Origin of the sequence: Longitalea arenae, from assembly GCF_016924755.1 — a bacterium.
Taxonomy (GTDB): domain Bacteria; phylum Bacteroidota; class Bacteroidia; order Chitinophagales; family Chitinophagaceae; genus Niastella; species Niastella arenae.
The window spans coordinates 944,114-969,028 of sequence record NZ_JAFFJX010000002.1 but is presented as its reverse complement, the minus strand read 5'-3'; the positions used below and the strand labels follow the sequence as shown (position 1 = coordinate 969,028).

The following is a 24,915-nucleotide window of genomic DNA, read 5'->3' as shown; positions in this document are numbered from 1 at the left end:
TATCTTATGGTGTTGCTGACTTTTTCCTGTACGACGACCTGTTTTCTTTAATGGTCATAATGCCCCGCTCGGTTTCTTTTTTCACCCGCACCAGGTTGCCTTCGTAATTGTATTCATAGAATGTTGCAAAATTGTTTTCGTCCATTTCGGCCATCAACCGCAAGGTCTTTTCGTCGTAGGCATACGTTTTCATGTGTGATGAGAATGGATGGATACGCAGGTCATCGAATAACACAGCCCCGTATTCAGGTATCGCCGGACCTGTGGCATTTATTTGAATGGTGAATGCACTGTTGTTGGCGTTTGCCGGGATCTCAATAATGCCTTCCACCTGTTTCCAGTTTTCCACTACTACCTTTTTGGTAAGGGTAACGTTTGTACCATTTACGGTAAGGGAAATACCAGGGTCAGTAGCTGCCGGTGCATTGTCTTTCACCCAGGCGCTGAAAACATATTTTTTATCAGGTGAGGGTTCAAAGCCTATAGGGTAGATACCTGTTCCTGGTTTAGTGGTAAACTCTCCGAGGCTGTTTGAGGTCAGGTATTTAAATTCATCGGCTTCTGCTATCTCTTTACATTCTCCGGGATTATCAGATCCTTTTACTTTGACAGTATGTATATTGGTGGTTAGCACCATGCCGGTTGTTGGTAATTTTAAAGAGTAGTTACCTGAGTGTGAAGCGGCGCGGAGTATTTGCGCTGACAGATTGCTGTTTCCGTTTATTTTGAATAGTGGCTCACAAATGCCAGTTTCCAGGTTACTGCAACCTGTTCTGAAGAGATAATCTTCGAAGCTCTCACTATATATTTCCCTGCTTTTAGCATTGGAAGCAACGGCTCCGGGCTGGTCGCCCCTGAATACAAACGTAGCAGCGTTATACCGGCACAGGGCATCTTTATACTCTAACTCCTGGCCATATTTATCGTACAGGGTAACGGTATTGGCTGTTACCCATTTATTGATACCGGTTGGCTGGCTCCATTTTGTACCGTTGTAATTAAAGAACGGGGTGAATGATTCAAGATAGCCGGCATCTTTTACATTCAATCCCAATGGTTCGGTATTGAACAGGTTCTCGTACTTACGGTTTACCTGGTATGCTTCGCTTTTATATGGCCTCCAGTTGCCCCTGAACCCGGTTACATATGGATTGATAACTCTGTTAACTGGTACAGTGCAGGCGGTTGGATTACAAACATCAGGTATTTGGCCGTTGGCACAAGTAAACCGGGGAATATTTGCTCCGTGTGCATCCCTATACACCTGTACATTAGGTTTTCCTAATATATCCCGCCCGGTAGAAAAGATAATATGGGCATCGTCTACTGCAACTTTTGCGCTGCCGTTAACAAAATCCTCGTAGGAATGATTATATATTTCCATTCCAACAGCTGCATGCCCTCTTAAATTTAAAAATTCAACTCTTATAGGATGTTTACCTTTATCAAGATGTTTGGGCCTGAGATACCAATAATTATGGTTGCTGGTAACATCACTATTCAATGATTGCCATAATTGCCCATCGATATAGATCCTAATCAAATTATCTGCTGCAAAGCCTATGTAGTATTCTTTACCCTGGGTGATATTTACACAGGTCTCAAATGCAATCCATTCGTTAACCGGTTTCCAGTCTACCTGTGAATTATCTGCGCAAAGCCATAAACCGGCATTTATCAACCTGCCGCAACAAGCCACATTGGGCGTGTTATCATCCCTGAAGCAAACATCATAAGGAGCGGCGGCAGCGGTGGATAATGTAGTAGCCGTGAGCGCCGGTTGGTTACTGTTGATGCCTGAAGAGCTTACGTAACCGGAATCAACAGTTGCCGCTTTGGCTGTAGATTGTCCGGTTGGTACCCCGCCCCAAAAATTTGATTTCAAAAGGATGCCGCTCTGTGTCCCTGGAATGAGAATTCCTGCACCTGAATTGCTATACATACCGGGGTCGTTTGCTCCACGGCAAAGTTTAAAGCAGTAATTGGTATTTTCAACCAATGGCGCAATGCAGTTTTGTTTGTCTTCGCTGAGCGTATACCCTTCCGGACAGGTTGTGCAGGGAATTTTTACGCCCCAATCATCATCAAACACGGTAGCTGAAGCCGATAGCACTTTCATGCCGGTTTGGTCGCCGCCTTTCGAGAAGGATACATATTTAACACCACCCGCTGAAATGATAGGATCGTTTAAACATACAAGGCTTGTTGCCGGCGGTGTAAGCATGTTACGGTATCCTGAGCGGATGATCTTTACGGTTTGTGTAAAGTTGCTCACCAGGTTGCCGTTGCGGTTTACCAGTCGCTTTACCTTGTTGTTGTAATCGCCATCCGTCCCACTCTCAATGACCCAGTAAGTGGCGCCATTGGTAATGTCAACCAATTCATCGCCTGGTGAAACGAAAACTGTAAAATTGGTAATAACGCCATTTTCGTTTGTGTCGAAACCAGGTATAAGCGTACCAATATTTTTATAAGCACCGCCCATTAAAGGATATATCCAGTATGCCGGGAAATTAACTGTGTATACAGGCCTGTCGAACTCATTATATGTTTTAGAGATCAGCACTTCACCGGTGAGGCCGTCATAGGCTACGTTTTCCGTGGCCACAGAAGACCCATCTACCGTTTTAACTACTTTATCAAGAATGCCGTAATACTGTATCACCTTCATGGTACTGGCGCTACGGAACAATTTGTACTCATTATTTTCTTTATAGGGCCAGTGGGGTAAAAAGCCGGGTACACCAAAGAAGGGCAGCGGAAATACATCCACTCCTATACCGATGGTTTCACCGGTAGAGGAAGTTTCCTGTTCACGCATATCGGTGAACAATTCAATTTCCCGGCCAATTATTCTGTCTTCTTCTATCTCTCCTTTCTCATTCACCAGGTCTACCACGTTCTTTAATTTGAATTCTCCGGCATTCAGCGACTCTGCATTATAATAGTATTCTGTGCTGGAGATCTCTTCGTCTTTTTTATTGAATACCCTGGTGGCTTTTGGTTTGCCATGCATATCGTTCAGGGTAATGGCATATCCCTGTGAGAATGTAAGCTCGTGAATACTGTTTGAACCGATCATTGAATACCAGCCTGAAGGGCCATGCTGATTTACCTTATTCGATAAGGCCTGCGTGATAACCGGGAATTCTTTGGCAGTATAAAATTCGTTCACCACATATCCGGTTTTCTGATCAGGGTCGGGGTTGCCGGTTGCTGTGAGGTCGCGCACGGTTACTTTACTGTAACCTACACTCGGCCCCGGGAACAAGGTTTCGCCATATGGCTCTTCGAGGTTGAAAAAGTTATTAAGGGCACCCTTTATTTTCTGTACATAAGGAATGGGTTGACGCAACGGGTTTTCATCATTGCCCACTGATGGCTCATAGCTGGCTACCCCACTGCTGATCTCAACGCCCGCTTCATTGACCGTGGTATATTTATACTCCTGGCCATAGGAAGCTCCTATGCCACTGGTATTCGTCATTTGATCCCACTTGTCTGAAATAACAATCTTTTTAACCCTGCTTCCACCACCCAATTTTTGACCGGTGATATTTGTTATGCGAACAAAGCTTTTTGCCAGGTTAACATTATTGCAAAATCCTTCTGCTTTGGCCCTTTCATTAAAACTGCGTCTTAACTCATCCAGGTTCTTGGCTGCGTTTACAATGGCGGTGACGGCAGCTTTTACAGCTTTTCCTGCATCCCCGTCTTTTATCCTGTTTTTGTAGCCGGGATAAGCATACCGGGGATATTCCATCCTTAAGCGTTGCCAGGCTGCTAACAACATAGGGTTCATGTTAACATCGCCATCCTTAATGGTTTCAAAAGCGATCCTGATCTTTCTTTCATTCCCGATACGGCTCTCCGATGCAACGGAAACCACTTTTGCATAACAGGGAACGAAGTCATAATATTTTTCGTTTAATGCATCTCTTTTTGCATCGATGCCACCCACGTTAACAAACAGTTTGGTGTACAGGTATTCCGACCCGTTCAAACAAACCTTTTTGAGCCATTCCTTTTGCTCCTGTGGAGTCAGTGCATTCAGGTTATCGGGAAAATCTATGATCTTTCCTCCCACATCCTGCCTGTCGGTAACATTGAGTTGTATACCCCTGGTTTCAGTGAGGCTATTGGTTACATTGTTTTGTTCGTTTAACAAGGCAAGCGGTTGAACCATTTCCATGGCCTGCTTATTCTGTACATAGGCATAATCATCGCTTTCATAGTTTACGGCGATCTCTCCTCCAGATGGTAATTCGATCTTCGATAATTGCCATAAACCGGCTGCTTTATCTGCTTCTGCTTTATTATTTGTTGTATAGGGGAATTCATCATTCCGCAAAGAAAACCCTCTGTTGGTATTGGATGTGCGTGATTTGTAGCTGCCCCACCGGTCGGTTAACAGGTTTCCGTAGCTAACATCTGTTCCCATATAGCCATCGCCTGTTTCGCCATTATAGGTGAACAGGTAAGGATGCTCTGCTCCTTTTGGCGCTTTCCCATACAGGAAATACACTTTTTTAAGTGTAAGCTTGCCGCTGGCCAGAGAATTTGGCACATCTTTACCAAGGCTGTAAGCGTATTCCAGTTTTACCGTTTTAATTGGTTTTGTGAGGTCTGCTTTGGAATACAACCGGATCTCTTTTAAGATCCTTTGCTTTTTATTGGTATTAAGAGCGCCCATAACATCTGTTACGCCCAGTCCATCTTCCCTTTCGCCAGTAATAAAGTAAGCGATCTGGGTTTTTGTTTCAATAGAGTGCAGGAACCACAATTCTTTTTTCCCATATACAAAGCTGCCTTTATCATCATCAGGGTCTGCCAGCAACCCTTTACTCATTGTGGCTGTTTTATCTTTATTGGGTGAACGCCAGTTATACAGTCCGTTCAATTTGGAATAATTGAATTTAATGGCTGTGCCCTTATCGTCATCCGTAATGCCATTTCCTGTAGCATCCATATAATCCGGTGAAAGTATGGCTGTGAGCAAATAGCTGGTGGCGTACCCCGGTTGCTGGTCGCGATGAAAATAATTATCATTATCAGGCTCCATGTTCTGCGTAACCGAACTGCCCCAATTGGCTTTGGTAAATGTATTATTGACGTTATCGCGGGTGCCGAATGTTGAACCTGGCTGCCCTATAGCAAAAGAGTATTCGTTCTGCTGTGCGTTGTATACCGGTATTCCATATACACTTCTTTTGCCACCTTCATCGGTTACCGTGATCTCGGAAATGTGGTGTTTTTTTCTGTAAATGATGCCCTCATCCCCGCTTTCATAACGTGCTATGGATGGGCTGTTGGGAGTCGGCTTGTGACAGGTTCCCCAGTCATAGGTTCCAGTTTCGGTATAATTTATAGGAGCGAATGATTTAATGTCCTTGTCTAACCCCGCCTGGCTTGCCTCGAGGGCAGTGAGATAAGAAATGGCGGTGCGTTTCTTTTGTTTTTGGGTTTTTGCTATCGTTGAAGTAATATCCTGAAACGACCCGGGAAGGCGAAACTTTGCATTGGCTGTTTTGCCACTGATATCGATGGCAACAGGCTGGGTTCCCTGTATTTTATTAACCATGTCAATATCTTCCTGGTTCCTTTCGCCTACCTGTTTAAAGAATACATGTTCTGCATTGGGATCTGTTGCCGAAACTTCCTGGAAATCGCCCCTTGTCTGGTATTGATTGTTCTTTGTCCATTTTTGGGTTTTATTGGTAACCGATTGCTCATAGTAAGTAACGCCGCCATGCGCATAACCGCCAATACCGGCATCGAAACCGAGGGTTTGTGTAGTAGATTCATCCACGGCCTGGTTATCGAAGAAAATGCCGGACCCGCCGCGATACAACCGGAATTGCCCGCTGCCACCCTGGCTTGTATAAGCAAAGATATCGTGGGTTGCTACCGGTGCTGCCAGGTTGGGCAGCTCGGGCATGATCATACTTTCTTTTTCCCGCAAAAAGTCCATCATCGCATTGGGCAGCCTTTTTGCACGTTCCGCATAGAGGTAGCCAAACCCCGGGTTTTTCAGGATCCGCGATTTTACTTCCCGTACGCTTTTATAACCTGTTCCGCCACCGCCGCCAAATACCAGCCAGGCAGCTCCTCCAATGTCAAAACTGAATGAACCATAATTTGAGCGGTATGGTACCTGTATCTTTGGAGAGATAGGATCTGAATTATAAGAGATGGTTGATCCACCTAATTCATAACTGCCGCTACCATTCTTTACCTTGCCTGTTTCTGCATCCTGCTTTTGTCCTGATACCGAAAATGAAGCACCCAGTGTAAGTCCTTTCAAACCACCGCGGGTATTATAACCTATAGATGCAGACAAGCCGGGTGATACCGTGGTATTTTCCGCTACCTGCATCTTGTATGATAACGAAAGCGAAGGGGTAACGTCAACACCGCTTTGGGTATTCGACATAAGGCCCATACCCATACCTGCTGTCATGGCCCCGCTTCCGGCAAAAGAATAAGAGATACCTGCATTGGCGCCCAGTTCGGCTCCAATGCCAGTGTAGTTATCACTGAAAACACCCAGGGTAAAAGAGCCATTAACGCCGAGGTTTTTAAGTGCTCCCTTTCCTTTCAGTTCCACTTTGGCAGTAAGCCGGCCGCCCACTGTTACTTTGGGTTTTGTATAATGTTCGGTGGTAAATTCATCTCCACTCATATCATCGGCTATACCCCGTAACTGACGGGTAATAGCACCCACGTTCAAACTCCAGCCCAGTCCTACCCAGCTTGCTTCATCATCCATGCCTGACCCTGCACCATAGTTCAGGTTCAACGGATAGCCATCTACATCTAATAGTGGAATGTTATAACTCAGGTTGCCAGTGAAGGGGTCAACCATATCTGACACCCCTGCCTGTTTGAACGAAGACGCTTCCGGTTGTGAAGGACCTGAAGTAAGCGCCAGCGCTGTTGCCGGTAACAGGGTTTGGGTTCCTATAAGAAGTAACAGGAATGCAGCTATTGGTTTCTGGTATTTTACTCTATGCTTCATTTGCATAACATTGCAAGGTTTCTATTTCGTCAATTTTTTTTCTGTCAAATACAAATACCTGTTTGGTATTGGTGAACAGGCGGTCGAAGAAAACCACCTTTATGGGCGTACCGGGAGGAAAATCTTTTTGAGCAAAAACCAGCAGATACTCAAATCTTTTCCGGTTGCCCGTTATTACCGGTTCCACTGATACCGGATTCGCGAATGGTTGCGTTTCCCGGGTAGCAAACAAACTGTCGAGCCCATAGTATAATGGGGTTGTATTGCCATTTCCCGGATTGTTTTCTTCCGGGCATACTACCTGTAGCTTGAAATAATAATAAGCAGCATCCTGCGGGGCAGCTTGCGCATCTTTACCATCCTTGTGCGTTAATACTGCCGTTGGTATATACGAAAGGCGCAGACTGAAACTGTTTACCTCTCTTTCATTTTCCAACGCTTTCCGGTTGGTTGAATATATGCGGGCTATTTTCTCTTTGCAGTTTTGGCTGCACCCTGTAATTATACTTATCGCTACAAATAAGATCCCTGTTAATTTCATTGTCCGGATTTATATAAGAACCGAAGTTTTTTCAGTGTGTTATTGGGCATTCGAACCGTTAGTATATAATGGTACCCATCGATGAACGACTCATTTTCCGACAGGTCGATCGAAATGTTATTACTGCCTCTCTTCAGTTTTATTTTAGGCAAATGCTTAAATGTTTGATCTGGTTTATTCAGGCAGAAGAAAGAATACTGCAGGTTGGTAGCTTCATATGCATTATACAAGGCAAACCGTACACTGCCATTTGCTATATAGTAATTGCCTTTGGCAAGGTCTTCAATATCCCTGAATCCATCCACCGGCTCTACCTTCGGCGTGTCATTACATTTTATGGAGAACTCCCATATTTCGGAGCGGTTCAGGATCATGCCTTCTTTGTAAACTGTTACCTGCCAGGCATAGGTCTTTCCTTCTTCCAATTCTTTGGCCGATGGTGGAAATATCAACATCGGTGAAAGTATATTCGACTGGTTGATCAATGGCAGATTATATACCAGTGCTTCACTGGCCACCTGACCAGTTTTCATTTCTGCCAGCGTTAATCGATATTGCAAACCGGGAATAGCCGGTAAGGACGGTTGCCAGGTAAATGAGGGCCGTTTATCGCAGATCTTATCTTTGAGATAGGGCTCAATCAAAAATAGTGGTGTTAAAGGCTCTACCAGGTGATCAAAGCACTGTTCTGCCAGTAATTCTCCCCGGCTGGTTTTATTCTGTTTATATACCTGGAAACAATAGTCATACTCTCCCTCGGGAAATACACCGCTTTGCCGCAACAAGCGCGCTGTATTATTGTCTGCAAAGCGAATAGTGGAAGCAGATACCGCGTTCCGGTCAATGCTGTTCACGCCTGGTAATAACGTGAATGGCGCGGTGCTTATCTGTACTACCCTGCCCGTCTTTTTTTCGGTGACAATAATATCGAGTGAAACGGTTTGGGTTTCGGGAAATACATTGGTCATTTTCGCCAGCTGCAATCCATCGGTAGTGCGTCCCTGTAATTCCGGTACAAACTGAACCACTATCTGCGCGTATGCAGAAGCGGACAGGCATGCACAAAAAATTATTATAAATAGTTTTCTCATAATTGCATCATTTGATCTGGTAATGAACAGAGAGTTCGCCCCGGAAACTGCCATACAGATAAGCATTCACGGGTGTAATAAGGTTCTTACGGCAATCGACAAACAAACCTACCGTGCAGTTCTTTAATGCGGTAGTGGTTACCGATTGCCTGATGCCTACCTGGCGTGCTGCTATACTGTTATTTAAGTAAGTAAGCGATGAATTGAGCATGATGGTTTTAAATACCGGATACCCCGCGCCAATTTCACTGGTAAGCAGATCTCCCATCAATTCATGATCGGCAATTTCTTTATTATAGAACATGTTCATCGATACCACTGTAGTGCCAACAGGAACCGTAGTAGACCATTGCATTAGCAACAGGTTGCTTTGCCCGCCCTGCTGCACGGCTATGTTATCGAACTGTTGCCATCCCAGTGAAAACATGGTTCGTTGTGCAAGCCCTCGCACCCTTCCGGTATATTGTGCGTCGGCCGTTACTTTACGGCTTACATACATTTTTTCTTTGGTACTATCGGTTTTACGCAGCAACTGGTACTGGTTCAGTTTGGCGCCCATCGATAGTTTCCGGTTTAAGCGGTAGCGGCCCTGGATGTCGAACTGCATGTTGTTCCATTTGGATTGCCCATCTGTTGAATAATTGTAAGTGCGGTTGGCAAAACGCGCCTGTATATGACCCTGGCGGGTGATCTGTTTCCTCAACTGCATATCGTACTGCCAGGAGCCTTTGGCTGCTGATGGATTGCCGGGGTTGGTGTACCCGAAACCTGCATACGATACATGCGCATTATGCGAAAGCCCGGCTTTTTCCCATTCATCCATATAACGCAGACCAACTGACAGGGTTTGCAGCAGATCATCGGTGTAACTGAATAAGGCGCTCTTGGCTTCCATTACCTGGTCGGCATTGGGCGATACGGTATTCTTATATTGTGTGGCCGATTTTGAAATTTCCGCTTCAACAAGTCCGGCTCTGCGTACTTTGACCGTTTTTGAAATCGTTCCGGCCAGTATGTTTCTTGGCAATGCCAGCTGGTTAAAATTGGCGGTGTTCGGTGAAGTTGTATTGCTGTTGATGACCGTGATGCGGGTATTGTTTTTTCCCTCCTCCCCTTTTCCAAACTGCAGGAACTGCATAAACGATGCGGAGTTGAAGATGGAATTTTGCAGCCCTGCATCCTTTAAAAAGCCTCCGTCTTTCACCTGGCCCAAACCACCGGAGAACACATTTGCTTTTTTCAGAACCGATAATTCCATACCGCCGCGCAGCAAGGTGTTGATGCCACGTTCACTTCCTTCCTTCCCAAACGTACCGGCATTCAGCGAGCCTACATTGGTAAAAAATCTTTGCAGGCCATTTAACGGTAATAAATTACCGGCTGCTTCTTTGATCACCTGCGGCTGCCGCAGATTTTCAATCGCCTTTGCATCAAAGTGCTGCTGCAGGCGTGTTACCTGGTTGGCATTGATGCCGCTGGCGGCCATTTTATTCTTTACAGCACTGATCTTGTCGGAAAGTTGTTCCAGCGAGGCCAGGTAGGCCGACTGGTTCTTCATGCTTTGCAGCAAGGAATCTTTTTGCGCCGCAGGCATAGTTGCGCCATGTTCCGTTAATAATTGTTGTGAGCCCTGCAACCGTTCACGTATAGATCCTATTTCTGATGACGACAGCAGTTTTTCTTTTATCTGGTCATTATCCAGTTTTAACAATTCATCGTTCGATAGTTTTGATTGCAGCAATGCATTAGGGTCGGTGATCACTTCATTAGATAAACTTTTTACCTGCTGCGACAACTCGCTTTCAAAATGGCTTTTTACATAGGAAAGCATGTCCATGTCTGCCAGCAGGTACTTTTTCATATTATAATACTTACCCAGCTTTTGCTGCAGGCCCTGTGAGAAGCCATCCTTATCGAATGTTACTTTCATCAGGTTATTATATTGGAGGGGAACATATTCATTGGAAAGATTAGAAAAACTTACCTGGAAAGGAATATCCATTATTTTAACCTGATCGCTTACTGATAGCTGGTGCATCCAGGGCGACGGGGCTAATGCGGTATTGTCGTGTGCTATATTATATTCCACTCCGCTGAACTGGTTGTTGAGCAATTTATCAAAAGAGGGAATTTTAAATGACTCCATACCATTCACCGAATAAAAACCTTTCAGTTTGCCGCCAATAAAATTTTGCAGGGAACCTGAATCACCTGCCATGGAAAAATTCTTTAGTATTTTCTTTACCCGGTCTGTGCCAAAATTGTTTTTTACATAATAAAGGAACTCACCCATTACCGAGTCTTTTATTCCTGAAAAGGCGCTTGCTTTCAGTCTGGAAATAAACAAGGTATCGAGCGGGGATTTGCCTATTGAAACGCCCTGCTGAAATAGCTTTCTTTTATTCAGAGAGTCAACCAGGTTGTTAAACCTGCTTTTTTCAATAAGCGCATGTGCATTGTTGTTCAGATTCGAAACGGCTGCCGTGTCCTGTGTCGTTAGTGATTGCTCTTCTGCCCTTTGGGCTTGCAGGTCAGGGACAAACAACAACAGCAACGCCGCTATCAGAAGTATATTCAGTTTTCGCCGCAGTGATAATATTTTTTTTTCAGGCATATAAAGTCTTTATAGCCAAAACAAGATTGGCATAACAGCTAAATAGTAATAAGAAGGCTTTTTTGCAGTGTTATGAGTAAGAAATGTCAGCTGTATTAGTGTGACATTTAAGAATAGTCCTATACCAGATATTTATATATGGAAAAAGTACAGCAGTTTACATTCAGAGGTCTTATAGGGCCTTTAGGAAAAGATGGAAGCATGGTTAGACGGTTAGATGGTTGGTATTGACTTTTAAAAAAACGGTGGGCGTGTTTAGCTCCGTTTCCAGTACAAAACAAAAATAAATCTTTATGTACTACAAAAACAAAAAGATTAATACACGTGCAGATTTGACCAATAAGTGTGCAGTTTTGGCCGATAAGTGTGTAAAGGGAATGTACTTTTTACAAAAAAAACGCCCCATTGGTTATCGTTATCCCCAGGCCAGGCGCATCACTACAAGTCACTTTTCCATAATCGAACTGTAAGCCGGTGGCAATGTCTTCGGCCAGCAACAAGGGGCCATCCATATCAACATAATCGAGTAAGGGATTCAGGTGGGCAATAGCCGCAGAACCAACAGTACTTTCATTCATGCTGCCAACCATGACCTTCATATTAAGGGAGCGGGCCTGCGCGATCATGCGGCGGGCAGGTGTTATACCGCTGCATTTGGTGAGCTTGATATTAATGCCATGAAAATGGCCATGGCATTTTTGTACGTCCCCTTCTATTACGCAGCTTTCATCGGCAATAAGCGGTAATGGAGATTGCTCATATAATTGTTTCATGCCCTGCCAGTCGTCTTTAGCCAGGGGCTGCTCTACAAATTCAACGCCCAGGTCTTTCAGCGCCGGCAATTTTTCCAGCGCTTCATCAACCGTCCAGGCGGCGTTGGCGTCAACACGCAAAACGGCGTTCGTATGTTTACGTAAGGCGGTCACTATCTCAATATCCTGGCCGGTGCCTAATTTGATCTTGTAGATCGGCCAGGGTTTTTCTTTCATCTTTTCTACCATTTTGTCAATGGTATCGATGCCGATCGTATAATCGGTGGCCGGCGCTTTCTGCATATCGAGGTCCCAGAGTTTATACAGCGGCTGTTGCCTGATCTTTCCATAGAGATCCCAGGCCGCTATATCGAGGGCACAAACGAGAAAATTATTCTGCGGGTATAAATGATGCAGGTAATGCCAATAGCGTTCGGGATCTGTAAAGGCAAACTTCTCAACAAAGATTTTCTTTTGTTCGAGGTCGGCCACCATTTTTTCAACGGGAATATTGTAATAGGTGATCGCCGGCGCCTCACCATACCCCACTACCCCACGATGTTCGAGCTGAACGATCAGGGAGGGCTGATGAGTTTTGGTTCCTTTTGAAATGGTAAAAGGGTACCTGAAGGGAAAGTTGAATGTCTTATACGCTACTCGCATGGTCAATGTGCTGATGTGCTGATTTGCTAATGTGCTAATGGCTTTGTACTGCGCATGGCGCAATAAAAAACCAAAAGTAAAACAGTTCCTGCTTAAAAAGTGTATTTCATTAGCAAATCAGCACATCAGCCAATTAGCTAATTAATTCCTCCCTGCATCCTTAATATACTCCTCCAGCTCTGTATTGAATTCTTTTTCCTTCAGCAATTGTTCCAGCGTAATATGCATGCGGTAACGCCAGTAATGCTTGGGAATTGCCGGTATATTGATGCGCTCTTCCTGCGGGTTGGCCCTTCGCAATGTTTCATTCATCCCCAGCAAATCCTGCAACTGAAAGGTTGCCCACATAGCGGGCGAATCCAGATGCTGGATCACAATGGCCTTATTGATCCATGCTTCACAGGTTGCAGGCGCATCGCCCCATTGCCCGAGTATATGGTTATAGAAGCGTTGCGTTTTTGTGCGGTCTTCTTCCCACCAGCCGCGAAGTGTGCTCATATCGTGTGTAGCCGGGGTTACCACCGACAAATAAGGCGCCTGTGCGGGATGAAAGAATTCAGTATGAATGTTTTTAGGCATCCGCTGGATCTCCAGGCTCAATACGCCTAATTGCTTCATCACTTCCGGCACGCAATGCGGTACCATACCCAGGTCTTCCCCGCATATAAGCATATTGGTCGACCGCTTAAGGGCCGGCAATTTACGCATCCCTTCCTGCATCCAGAAATGTTCCTGGCGGTGATAGAAATAATTTATATAAAGGTCTTTCAGTTTTTCCTGTTCATGCCATTCGAGGTGGCGGAAACTGGTAGTGTTTTCCACATTGATCCTGAAATGATATTGTTTACCCTGCGAGCCAGGTTCTTCAAATAAAATTACATTCGAAATAAGATCATACAGGCCTTGCCGTAAGTGCTGATTCTCTTCACTGCGATCCAGGGCATCAAAATGCGCTTCTACCTGGCGTTGGGTGGCAAATTCCGGCTTCAATGTATACTGGTTGCCAACTGCATCAAGGTAGGGTTTGAACTTTTCATTATTCGGACCGAATAATTCCCACAATACGCTGTCGTTAATGTAGGGCTGGCAGTACCTGACGTGGTTAAACCAGATGCCCCTTTGCTCAAATTCTTCTACGTAAACGGGCAAGGCATGTACAAAACGGCCCATAATACCCTCTACGGCATGCGCTGGAATGCTCCAGATGCGGAAGAAGCCGAGAATATGATCTATGCGGAAAGCATCGAAGTAATTGCTCATTTGAACAAACCGTTGATGCCACCATTCATAACCATCAGCCGCCATGCGGTCCCAGTTATAGGTGGGAAAACCCCAGTTCTGCCCACGCACGGCGAAATCATCCGGAGGCGCACCCGCCTGCATATCCATGTGATAGAGTTCCGGTTCAAGCCAGGCATCACAGCCATAGCGGTATACACCAATGGGAATATCCCCTTTTAAGATGATCCCATTCTTATGCGCATAGTCGGCCGCCTCGCGTAACTGAACATGCAGATGGTATTGGGTAAAATAGTGTATGGCTACCTGATCGTATTGTTTGCCCTTGGGCGAAGCCAGTTTTTGAATGGCCTCCTGGTTATAGACCGTATTCGTTTTCCACTGCGTAAAATCGGCTGTTCCGTAGCGGTCGCGAAGGCTGCAGAAAACAGCATAAGGCACCAGCCAGTGTTCATTCTTCTCAAAGAATTCGAGGTAATCAGCATCATTGGCCAGATCCTCTTTCTGCACCATATACAGCTCTTTAATGGCTGCAAGTTTTACATGCATCACCGCTTCATAATCTACATCGGCCAGCTCATTCAGCTGGGCTTGCTTTTTCTTCAAGGGTTTTAAGAGATTGGCGTATTTCTTTCCCGCAACTTTATTAATGTTGAGGTAGAGCGGATGTAAAGCAAATGCGGAGATCGCCGCATACGGGTATGAATCAGCCCAGGTATGGGTGGCAACCGTATCGTTCACCGGTAAGATCTGGATCATTTTCATCCCGGTTTTCACCGCCCAGTCAACCAATAATTTCAGGTCGGTGAATTCGCCGGCGCCAAAGGAGTTTTTACTGCGTAAGCTGAATACAGGGATCACAACGCCCGCTCCTTTCCAGGTGGTATTGGGCAGGTGAACAAAGCCATCGTGTAAAATGGTGAGCGTATTTACCAGGGCATCGCCATGCAGCCAGCGGTTCTCCCCTTCTTCATATCGAACAAAGGTTTTGCTTTTGGTATCGTATATACCGTATTTGTACTGAATGGGGAACGACTCTTTGGGAAGCTGCAGTTTTATCGTCCACCAGTTGTTTTCGCGGTGCAGTAACACAGGTTCCACTTCATCCCAGTCGGCCAGCGCTTTGGTGCTTCCCAGCAGGCATACCACCTGATTTTTTTGCAGCAGGGGCGCTTTTACCTTAAAGTAGTGCGTGGGATGTTTAACCGCCTTGGCTTTTGTGCGGGTTTCATTTTCCTTCAGCAGGATCTCCTGGAAGGGGGCCGTATAAAATGCGTTCTCATATTCACCCGGGTGGTTCCAGGTATCCAGTACCCTGATCTCCTGCATCGGGTTCCTGGTGATATCGATCGATTTATTATCGTCCCACTCGCGTACGCGCTGGCCATCCAGCCCCTGGTAAATATAAGCATATTGAATGCTGGCGGTTTGCGGGTTGTTAATGGTGACAGTGCCCGTCCACAGGTCATGGTTCAACCAGGTTAATGGAACTGCCTGTTCAATTTTGTTGTTTCCAAGCTCATCGGTATTCCCGGTAACGAAAAGGGCTTCGCCTGGCCGGGTATAAAACCTTATGTAAAAATGGATCGTCATAATAGGTTATAGTGTTTTTATAGTACACGTACCGGCTTTTACAAATTAAAAGCCAGCTAACGTATTCACGTTCAGAACGAAATTATTGCAAGCACGTTAAATAATGCAAAACAGCCTCAATGGCTCGGGATATTCCATGGACATTTTCAGAAGGCCAAAACCAGAAGGGAATTTGAGGTTTGAAAGATAGTAAAAAATACACACCTATGCTTTCAGGTTCAGAACTTTCGCCCTATTTTTGCCCAAAATTTTTACGATATGGCTAATGGCACTTCAAAATTTTTGTACTGGATCCTGTTCTTAGTTTCAACAGCTGCGTTTCTTATTGCTATTGCTACACATTGGGAGTATCTGACCCTGATCCTGCCTTTTGTTTGCACTTTTTTCGTAAAGGCTATGGATATCATTTAAATTAACTGACCTAATTATAAAAATAAATGCCCCCGTCCATCGACGGGGGCATTTATTTTTCAATATGTTTTATGTGGATGTTATTCAACAATTTCCACCGCTTACAGCCATTTTACTGCCTTGAAATTTCCTGTGTTTCTGGCTTTTCTATAAAAATGGTCTGTTTTAACTTTACCGCTACCGTTTGTTCATGTTTTACGGCGGGTGTCCATTGCGGCATGTTCTCGAACGCTTCAATGAGTTTATCGTTCAGATCGTCATTGCCGCCTTTAATGACATTGGCGTAGATCACTTTGCCTTCCTTGTCGATCACAAATTCAACCATGGCGAACGTTTTTGCCTGGTTCTGTTGCAGGTAAGCGGCCATTTCTTTGCTTAGTTTATCAATAAAGGCCTGGAACTTGTCATTACCCCCCGGGAATACCGGTAAACGTTCCACCACCGTAGCAATATCGGCCTGGTTATAGGTCTTCAGCGGGCGGCGTTCCTTTTTAACTACCACCTCTTCTTTTTCTTTGGGAATGATGCCGTCTACTAAATAATCTCCTTTCTTTGAGACCATGATCACCGGTAATTTGCGCGTTTTCTCAAAGTAGGTATATGCGTGCTTCAGTTCATCGGCCATGACCTTATACTCCGGAAAATCCTTGATATATTTCCGCAGGTATTCGCTGCTGCGGTGATTGTCGAAACGGATAGGGAAAATATGCACTGGAATGAAATCCTGTCCGGCATTGCGGGCATGCGCTGCCAGAATATATAATTCCTCTATTTGTTCATTATTCACCGGGATACAGCCAGTAGTAACACAGCTGCCATGAATATAGATATCACCTCCAGGCATCAGGGAATCGCTGAGGATGCGGTCCGATGCATTGGGATAATTCAGGCCGAGGGACAAATGATACTGGCTTTTTGGGTTGAATTCGTTGATATAGTAAAAACCTTCCGGCACCTGGTAATCGCCCTGCATCCGCTTCGGACCTAAAGAACCAGCCATGGCGCATACCCGATAGGTCTTAAACAGTTTAAAGTTTTCGTTCAGGTCCTGCTTTACCCAAACTTCCAGCTGGCTGTCGTATTTGAATGACCGCAAATAAATGTATTTCGCAGGCCAGGCCAGTCTCTTTTCCTCAAATTGCTTCATCAGGGTGTCTTCCTTATGCCTGAGCGCATCGTTCATCCGCGGAAAAGAACGCTGGTATTCGATAAAATTAATACTGGCAGCAACGGTTTGCGCTGATGCAGTTTTTACGAGGCCAATGGCCGCCAGTAATAGTATATACGAGTATCTCATGTAAGGTAACTGGAATTAAAACGAAAAATAGGTTATGATTATTTACTGCATTATTGCGAATCGCTGTTAAAATTACTACAAACCAGGCACCAAAAAGCATTTTAGCTTATTCACATTGTGGAAAATACATAAGTCTTTGTACGTCCTCGCCAAGCCGAAGATCATCCTGATCTGCTTTTTTAATAATAATTTAGCCATGATCATGGTTTAAAACTCAGCCATTTCAACAAGAAATAATGATTAATGTTCATGCGAAACGAAGCTTACTCGTTACCGGTTTCCGGTTACCCGGGAATACAGGAAATGCTGTTAAATAGGGTTGCCAGTTACCGGTTACCGGTCACCAGGGAAATACAGGAATTGCTGTTAAATAGGGTTGCCAGTTACCGGTTACCAGGGAAATACAGGAATTGCTGTTAAATAATGTTACAGGTTTCAAGTTACAGGTTTCAGGCGTCCCGGTTACCGGGACCTTAATGTGGGCATAGCCCACAGCGATCGAGCTGTCATTGATTTAAGCACCGGCAACTGGTGCCTGGTAACCGGTAACAGCGTTTTTAAAACGAAAGCCCGGAACAAAGATGTTTTTGTCGTCTTCTTCCGGACTTCCCTATTTGCAGATTTTCTCAATAATAATTATAAGTTCCCTCTCAGTTCCTGTTCCCTTTCAATGGCTTCGAACAGGGCTTTGAAGTTTCCTTTTCCAAAGCTTTTAGCGCCTTTGCGTTGAATGATTTCAAAGAATAAAGTGGGCCGGTCTTCCACAGGGCGGGTAAAGATCTGTAAGAGATAGCCTTCATCGTCGCGGTCGACCAGGATGCCCAGTTCTTTCAGGGGTTCCAGGTCTTCGTCGATATGACCTACGCGGTCGAGCAGATCATCGTAATATGTGGTGGGCACTTTCAGGAACTCTACCCCGCGGTCGCGCAATGCAGAAACGGTTTCAACAATATTATTGGTTGCCAGGGCCACATGCTGGCAGCCTTCACCATCATAAAATTCCAGGTATTCTTCTACCTGCGATTTTTTGCGCCCTTCGGCCGGCTCATTGATGGGGAATTTCACAAAGCCATTGCCATTGCTCATTACCTTACTCATCAGGGCTGAATATTCGGTTGAAATATCCTTATCGTCGAAACTCAGGATATTGCGGAAACCCAGCACTTCTTCATAAAAACTTACCCATTTGTTCATCTGGTTCCAGCCTACATTGCCAACGCAGTGGTCAACATACTGCAGGCCGGTTTCCGTGGGGTTGTATACCGTTTTCCATTCTTTGAAGCCGGGCATAAAGGCGCCCGTATAATTCTTCCTTTCTACAAATACATGCACTGTTTCGCCATAGGTATGTATTCCGCTTAACACCACCTCGCCAAACTCGTCGGTAAGGCGGGTGGGCTCCATATAAGTTTTGCCGCCCCGGCTGGTAGTTTCCTGCCAGGCTTTGGTGGCGTCTGGAACCCGCAGGGCCAGTACCTTTACCCCGTCGCCATGTTTGTAAATATGGTCGGCGATGGGATTGCCGGCACGGAGCGGGGTGGTCAATACAAAAGTGAGCTTGTTTTGCCTGATGGCATAACTGGCGCGGTCTTTTACGCCGGTTTCGGGACCAGCATAGGCCAGGGATTGAAAGCCAAAAGCGGTTTTATAGAAATGGGCAGCCTGTTTGGCATTGCCGACGTAAAATTCTACATAATCGGTTCCTTCGAGTGGTAAAAAATCGGTTTGCGTGTTCGGCGCAGCCGCCGTCAATGTCTTTGACATGGTATTTTAGTTTAATTGGTAGAATAAAACCAGCCGTACAATTTCAGCAATTGCAGCAGGGAATAGAGCTGTAAGTGGGGGTAACCTATAAATGACTGTCCATCGCCAATGCTTCCATCAGCAGGCAATAGCCCATGCGTTTGTCATTAAAAATCTTATGCGGGTAGTCGGGTTGCATCAGAATTATACTGCATTGAGTATTAGGCAAAGATAGGGAAATTGGGAAAGATTGGTTACCTGTTTCCAGGTACCGGATACCGGGGTTCAATGTAATTGCAGCCTGAATACAGACAGGCATTTTGCAATAAATGGCCTGGCAACCGGCAACTGGTAACCGGTACCTTTGTATTCCCGTAACCTGCAACCCGGAACCTGAAACCTCCTCGTGACTTCCTTATCTTTGCCGCTTAACTAAATTCTAAGCATGCAAAAAATTGGTATCCTGGGCGGCGGTCAATTAGGCAGAATGCTTTTACAGGCCGCAGCCAACTATCCCGTAGAAACATTTGTGCTCGAAAATGACGAATATTGTCCCGCAGCCCATTTATGCCATCATTTCGTAAAAGGGGATATCCGCAATTTTGATGATGTGTACAATTTCGGGAAAGGACTGGATGCTATTACCATTGAAATTGAATCGGTAAACGACGAAGCCCTGGAAAAACTGGAACAGGAAGGGGTTCGGGTGTATCCCCGCGCTGCGGCCCTTCGCACTATTAAGAATAAAATTCTACAAAAAGAGTTCTATAAAGAAGCCCAGATCCCCACTTCTTCTTTTGTTATCACCCAGAACCTGGCTGAACTGAGAAGCCATGCCGCTTTCCTGCCGGCAGTTCATAAGGTGGGCATTGGCGGTTATGACGGCCGCGGGGTTCAATTGCTGAAAACGGCTGATGACCTCAACAAAGGTTTCGATACACCGGCAGTACTGGAAAAAATGGTCACCATTCACCGCGAAATATCACAGATCATTGCAGTGAACGATAAAGGGGAAACCGCTTTATACCCACCGGTTGATATGATTGTTGATAATCGCCTCAACCTGCTCGATTACCAGTTAAGCCCGGCCGAACTCACTGAAAAAACACTCTGGAAGGTAGAAGCTATATCATTAGCTGTAGTAAAAGGCCTCAAAAGCCCGGGTATTTTTGCGGTTGAATTATTTGTCGACAAACAGGGCGATGTATTTGTGAACGAAACAGCGCCCCGGGTTCATAACAGTGGCCATCACACTATAGAAGCCAATTACAGTTCACAATTTGATATGTTGTGGCGCGTTATGTTGCAGTACCCCTTAGGCAATGCAGACCATATTTTACCGGCTGCCATCGTAAACCTGGTAGGCGCCGACGGTTTTGAAGGCGAGGCAAAATACGAGGGGCTGGAAGAGGTTTTGCAAATGGATAATGTATTCGTTCATCTCTATGGTAAAAAACTAACCAAACCTGGCCGCAAGATGGGGCATGTAACTATCGTCAGTAAGGATAAACAGGATTTGACGTATAAAGCGAACAGGATTAAAAACATATTAAAAGTAGTAAGTTAAGATCCGTTCTGCCTGCCATTCATCTCTTTTTAATATTGAACCTTCAGTAAAAGAGTAATTTTGCGGGCGTGAAACATAGCCACTGACGGCAATAGTGAAAGAATGCTTTCCTGTTAACGGCTTACTGATTGATAGGATCTTTTTTCACGTTTGCCGTTTATCGTTTTACACCAACTAAACTTTTATAACTACCAGATGAACCGTAAAAGCCGGATTGTAATTGGAATTCTTTTGTCTTTCATTTTTATTTCCTGCAAAAATGAGAAAAAAGGTAATGCGCCTGCTGCAGGCCGCCCCGGAGGCGACCGTCCCATCCAGGCAGAAGCATTTATCGTTAAAACCAAATCCCTGAGTGAAAACCTTGAAATTCCCGGTACCCTGCTCCCTTTTGAAGTAACGGAGATCCGTCCTGAGATCTCGGGCCGTGTGGTATGGTTAAACATTCCCGAAGGAAGTTATGTACAAAAAGGAACTTTGCTGGTAAAGCTGTTTGATGGCGACCTGCAGGCCCAGCTTAAAAAGCTGCAGGTGCAGCTGCAGATCGCACAAAAAACGGCGGAACGCCAGAAAGGCCTGTTAGATATCCAGGGGATCAGCCGGCAGGAGTATGATCTGAGCGAACTGGAAGTAAGCAATCTGAAAGCGGATATAGAACTGACCCAGGTGAACATCAATAAAACCGAGGTGCGTGCCCCTTTTGCCGGCCGCATTGGTTTGAAGAATATCAGCAATGGCGCTTATATTACTCCCACTACCCTGCTTACCACCATCAGCCAGGTAAGCCAGTTGAAGATGGAATTTTCCGTGCCGGAGAAATACAGCGAAGCCATGCGCAGAGGCAGGCTGGTCAATTTTACCGTAGGAGGCAGTGACAATAAGTTCACCGCTTCCATCCTTGCTACTGAATCGAACATCGAGGCAAATACCCGTACTTTAAAAGTGCGGGCGGTAGTACAGGGTAAACACAGCCTGCTGGTGCCAGGTGCTTTTGCTAAAGTATCTTTGCAATTAGGCAAGAACGATCATTCACTCATTGTTCCTTCGCAGGCGGTAATACCACAGGCGCGCAACAAAAGGGTGATCGTTTATAAGGGTGGTAAGCCCGATTTTACAGTAGTTACCACAGGCATTCGCGATTCTTCATATGTACAGGTGTTAGATGGCGTGAAGGAAGGAGATACAGTAATAACCACGGCTTTGTTGGCAATACGTCCTGAAAGCAACATTAAATTAACCAAAGTACAATAAGCGTTTTCATGAACATTTCAGAACTGAGTTTACGGCGACCAGTGTTGGCAACGGTACTGAACATCATGATTGTGTTGTTTGGGGTGATCGGTTTTACCTTCCTGGGGGTTCGTGATTACCCGGCCATTGACCCGCCTAACGTAAGTGTACGTACGAGCTATCCCGGCGCCAATGCAGAGATAGTAGAATCACAGATAACAGAACCACTCGAAAAAGCCATCAACGGTATTGCGGGTGTTAGAAATATCACTTCTACCAACAGCCAGGGGGTAAGCAGCATTAACGTGGAGTTCGATCTCAGCGTTGACCTTGAAGCAGCTGCCAATGACGTGCGGGATAAAGTGTCACAGGCACAGCGTTCTTTGCCGGATGACCTTCCCAGTCCGCCCGTAGTGGCCAAAGCAGATGCGAGTTCAGATGCCATCATTTCCATGACCGTGCAAAGTAATACCCGAAACCAGTTGGAGATTACTGAATACGGCACCAATGTGCTGGTAGAACGGCTGCAAACGATTCCGGGCGTAAGTGCCATACAGATCTGGGGCGAGAAGCGATACGCCATGCGTATCTGGTTCAACCCGGCCAAATTAAGCGCTTACGGATTAACGCCGGGAGATGTGCAGACTGCCTTGAACCGCGAGAACGTTGAATTGCCTTCGGGTAAAATTTCCGGTAACAAGACAGAGCTCACCATTCGCACATTCGGCCGCCTGTTCACAGAAGAAGATTTCAATAATGTTATCATAAAGAACGTCAATGGCAGCGACATCCGGTTAAAGGATGTGGCTGAAGCCGTTTTAGGGCCCGAGAATGAAGAAACGATATTGAAGGAAAGCCGTATTCCCATGATCGCGCTGGCGCTGATCCCTCAGCCCGGTTCCAACTACGTAGCCATTTCAAACGAGTTCTACCGCCGGCTCGAGCAGTTGAAAAAAGAAGTACCTGAAGATATCAAGCTGGGTATTGCCCTCGATCAAACCAAGTTCATCAAGAAGTCGATCTCCGAGGTGGAAGAAACCCTGATCATCTCACTGATACTGGTGGTATTGATCATTTATTTATTCTTCCGCAGCTGGCTCATCGCCTTCCGTCCTCTGATCGATATCCCCGTGTCATTGATCGGCGCCTTCTTTATCATGTACCTGAGCGGTTTTACGATAAATGTATTGTCGCTGCTGGGTATTGTGCTGGCAACCGGTCTGGTGGTGGATGATGGTATTGTGGTCACGGAAAACATCTTTAAAAAGATGGAAGAAGGAATGAACAAATACCAGGCTGCGCGGGAAGGGTCAAAAGAAATTTACTTTGCGGTCATAGCCACCTCCATTACCCTGGCCATTATCTTCTTACCCATCGTTTTCCTGCAGGGCTTCGTGGGCCGGCTGTTCCGCGAGTTCGGTATTGTGGTGGCCGGTGCAGTATTAATCTCCGCCGTGGTATCACTTACCTTAACGCCGGTATTGAACGTAAAGCTCACCCGCAATGTGCATAAACATGGATGGTTCTACCATAAAACAGAACCCTTCTTCCGCTGGATGGAGAATGGCTATTTCAATTCGCTGAAAAGATTTATGCGCTTTCGCTGGATCGCCTGGGTAATTGTAGCCATCTGCGGATCCATCATCGTATTCATAGGCGGTGGCTTACAGTCAGAGCTGGCGCCCATGGAAGACCGCAGCCAGTTCCGTTTACAGGTGACTGCACCGGAAGGTACCTCTTTCGACTATATGGATTCATATGTTGACCGGCTGGCGCAGTTTGTGATGGATTCCGTACCCGAAGCCCAAACCGTGCTTACCGTTACAGCCCCCGGTTTCAGCGGTTCGGGCGCCACCAATACCGGTTTTGTAAGAGCCACCCTTTCTGAACCTACCGAACGGGAGCGGTCGCAGCAACAGATCGTGGATATGATCAACCGGAACCTGGGTAAATTCTCCGAAGGCAAAGCATTTGCCATTCAGGAGCAGACGATTTCAGTAAACCGCCGGGGCGGGCTGCCAGTACAGTTCGTCATTCAGAATAATGACTTTAATAAGATCGCCGAAGTGCTGCCTAAATTCATGGAAGAGGCCAATAAGAGCCCGGTCTTCCAGGGGGTGGATGTTGACCTGAAATTCAACAAACCGGAGGTAAGCATCGAGATCGACCGCATTAAAGCCAGTCAGCTGGGGGTTAGTGTGGCCGACGTTTCGCAAACCCTGCAATTGGCGCTCAGTAACCTGCAGTTAGGCTATTTCTATCGCGCCGGTAAACAGTATACCGTAATCGGCCAGGTGGCGCGTAATGAACGGGACGACCCTACCGACCTGAAGAATATTTATGTACGTAATAACCGGGGCGAGATCATTTCGCTCGACAACCTGGTTAGTATGCGGGAGCAAACCACCCCGCCTACCCTCTATCACTTTAACCGGTATAAATCGGCCACCGTTTCTGCGGGCCTGGCCCCGGGGCATACCCTGGGTGAAGGCATCCAGGTCATGCAGAATATAGCGGGTAAATTGCTCGATGAATCTTTTGCCACTTCCCTGGCTGGTAACAGCCGCGACTTTGCAGAAAGCTCAGGTAATACCATGTTCGCCTTTATGCTGGCGCTGGCATTGATCTTCCTGGTACTGGCGGCCCAGTTCGAAAGTTTTATCGATCCGCTGGTGATCATGGTAACTGTACCGCTGGCGATCGCCGGCGCCGTACTGTCTCTATGGCTCTTCGGTCAAACCCTGAATATCTTTTCGCAGATCGGTATGATCATGCTGATAGGCCTGGTGACCAAGAACGGTATCCTGATCGTGGAGTTTGCCAATCAGAAACAGCTGGCTGGTTTATCTAAGCGGGATGCAGTGATAGAAGCAGCAAGCGCGCGTTTGCGACCCATTCTCATGACGAGCCTCGCCATGGCCCTGGGCGCCTTACCGATCGCCCTGTCATTGGGTGCTGCGGCCACCAGCCGTATTCCGCTGGGTATCGTCATCGTGGGTGGTATCATGTTCTCGCTGGTCTTAACCCTGTATGTGATCCCGGCTATTTATTCGTACCTGTCGCGCAGGAAAAAGAAAAGCGAACTGGAGCTCATGGATGATAAGGAAGGACACAGGGCGTAAAATACAGGTTACAGGTTTCAGGTTACATAGGATCCCT

At 45.9% G+C, this 24,915-nt stretch carries 11 protein-coding genes; 3 read left to right on the top strand and 8 right to left on the bottom strand.

Annotated features, from left to right (window positions below; genetic code table 11):
• Positions 1-4 precede the first annotated feature (4 nt).
• The 8 genes from JT717_RS08575 to hppD all read right to left on the bottom strand — a co-directional run bounded on the left by JT717_RS08575 (position 5) and on the right by hppD (position 18,983).
• Positions 5-7,018: a carbohydrate binding domain-containing protein gene (locus JT717_RS08575; protein ID WP_205509785.1), complete on the bottom strand. Its 7,014-nt coding sequence runs from the start codon at positions 7,016-7,018 to the stop codon at positions 5-7.
• A complete protein-coding gene (locus JT717_RS08570; protein WP_205509784.1) occupies positions 7,008-7,559 on the bottom strand; it encodes a hypothetical protein in 552 nt (183 codons plus the stop codon). The genes JT717_RS08575 and JT717_RS08570 overlap by 11 nt, the downstream gene beginning before the upstream one ends.
• Positions 7,556-8,650: a hypothetical protein gene (locus tag JT717_RS08565; protein ID WP_205509783.1), complete on the bottom strand. Its 1,095-nt coding sequence runs from the start codon at positions 8,648-8,650 to the stop codon at positions 7,556-7,558. The genes JT717_RS08570 and JT717_RS08565 overlap by 4 nt, the downstream gene beginning before the upstream one ends.
• A 7-nt stretch (positions 8,651-8,657) precedes the next feature.
• On the bottom strand, positions 8,658-11,264 hold the full coding sequence (locus JT717_RS08560; RefSeq protein ID WP_205509782.1) for a hypothetical protein: 2,607 nt from the start codon (positions 11,262-11,264) through the stop codon (positions 8,658-8,660).
• 386 nt (positions 11,265-11,650) lie between these two features.
• Positions 11,651-12,679, bottom strand: coding sequence for a dipeptide epimerase (locus JT717_RS08555; protein WP_205509781.1), 1,029 nt, complete (start codon positions 12,677-12,679; stop codon positions 11,651-11,653).
• A gap of 141 nt (positions 12,680-12,820) precedes the next feature.
• Positions 12,821-15,511, bottom strand: coding sequence for a 4-alpha-glucanotransferase (locus JT717_RS08550; RefSeq protein ID WP_205509780.1), 2,691 nt, complete (start codon positions 15,509-15,511; stop codon positions 12,821-12,823).
• A 523-nt stretch (positions 15,512-16,034) separates the two neighbouring features.
• Positions 16,035-17,219: a L,D-transpeptidase family protein gene (locus JT717_RS08545; protein WP_205509779.1), complete on the bottom strand. Its 1,185-nt coding sequence runs from the start codon at positions 17,217-17,219 to the stop codon at positions 16,035-16,037.
• Between the two features lie 636 nt (positions 17,220-17,855).
• The gene (gene hppD / locus JT717_RS08540) at positions 17,856-18,983 is read right to left on the bottom strand and encodes a 4-hydroxyphenylpyruvate dioxygenase (protein WP_205509778.1); all 1,128 of its coding nucleotides are present in this window, start codon (positions 18,981-18,983) and stop codon (positions 17,856-17,858) included.
• 424 nt (positions 18,984-19,407) lie between these two features.
• Here hppD and JT717_RS08535 point away from each other — a divergent pair, with 424 nt between their 5' ends.
• The 3 genes from JT717_RS08535 (at position 19,408) to JT717_RS08525 (ending at position 24,878) form a co-directional block, all read left to right on the top strand.
• Positions 19,408-20,529, top strand: coding sequence for a 5-(carboxyamino)imidazole ribonucleotide synthase (locus JT717_RS08535; RefSeq protein ID WP_205509777.1), 1,122 nt, complete (start codon positions 19,408-19,410; stop codon positions 20,527-20,529).
• Positions 20,530-20,724: 195 nt separating this feature from the next.
• Entirely contained in the window at positions 20,725-21,777 is a 1,053-nt protein-coding gene (locus JT717_RS08530; protein ID WP_205509776.1) for an efflux RND transporter periplasmic adaptor subunit, read from the top strand.
• 8 nt (positions 21,778-21,785) lie between these two features.
• A complete protein-coding gene (locus tag JT717_RS08525) occupies positions 21,786-24,878 on the top strand; it encodes an efflux RND transporter permease subunit (protein WP_205509775.1) in 3,093 nt (1,030 codons plus the stop codon).
• The last annotated feature ends 37 nt before the right edge of the window (positions 24,879-24,915 follow it).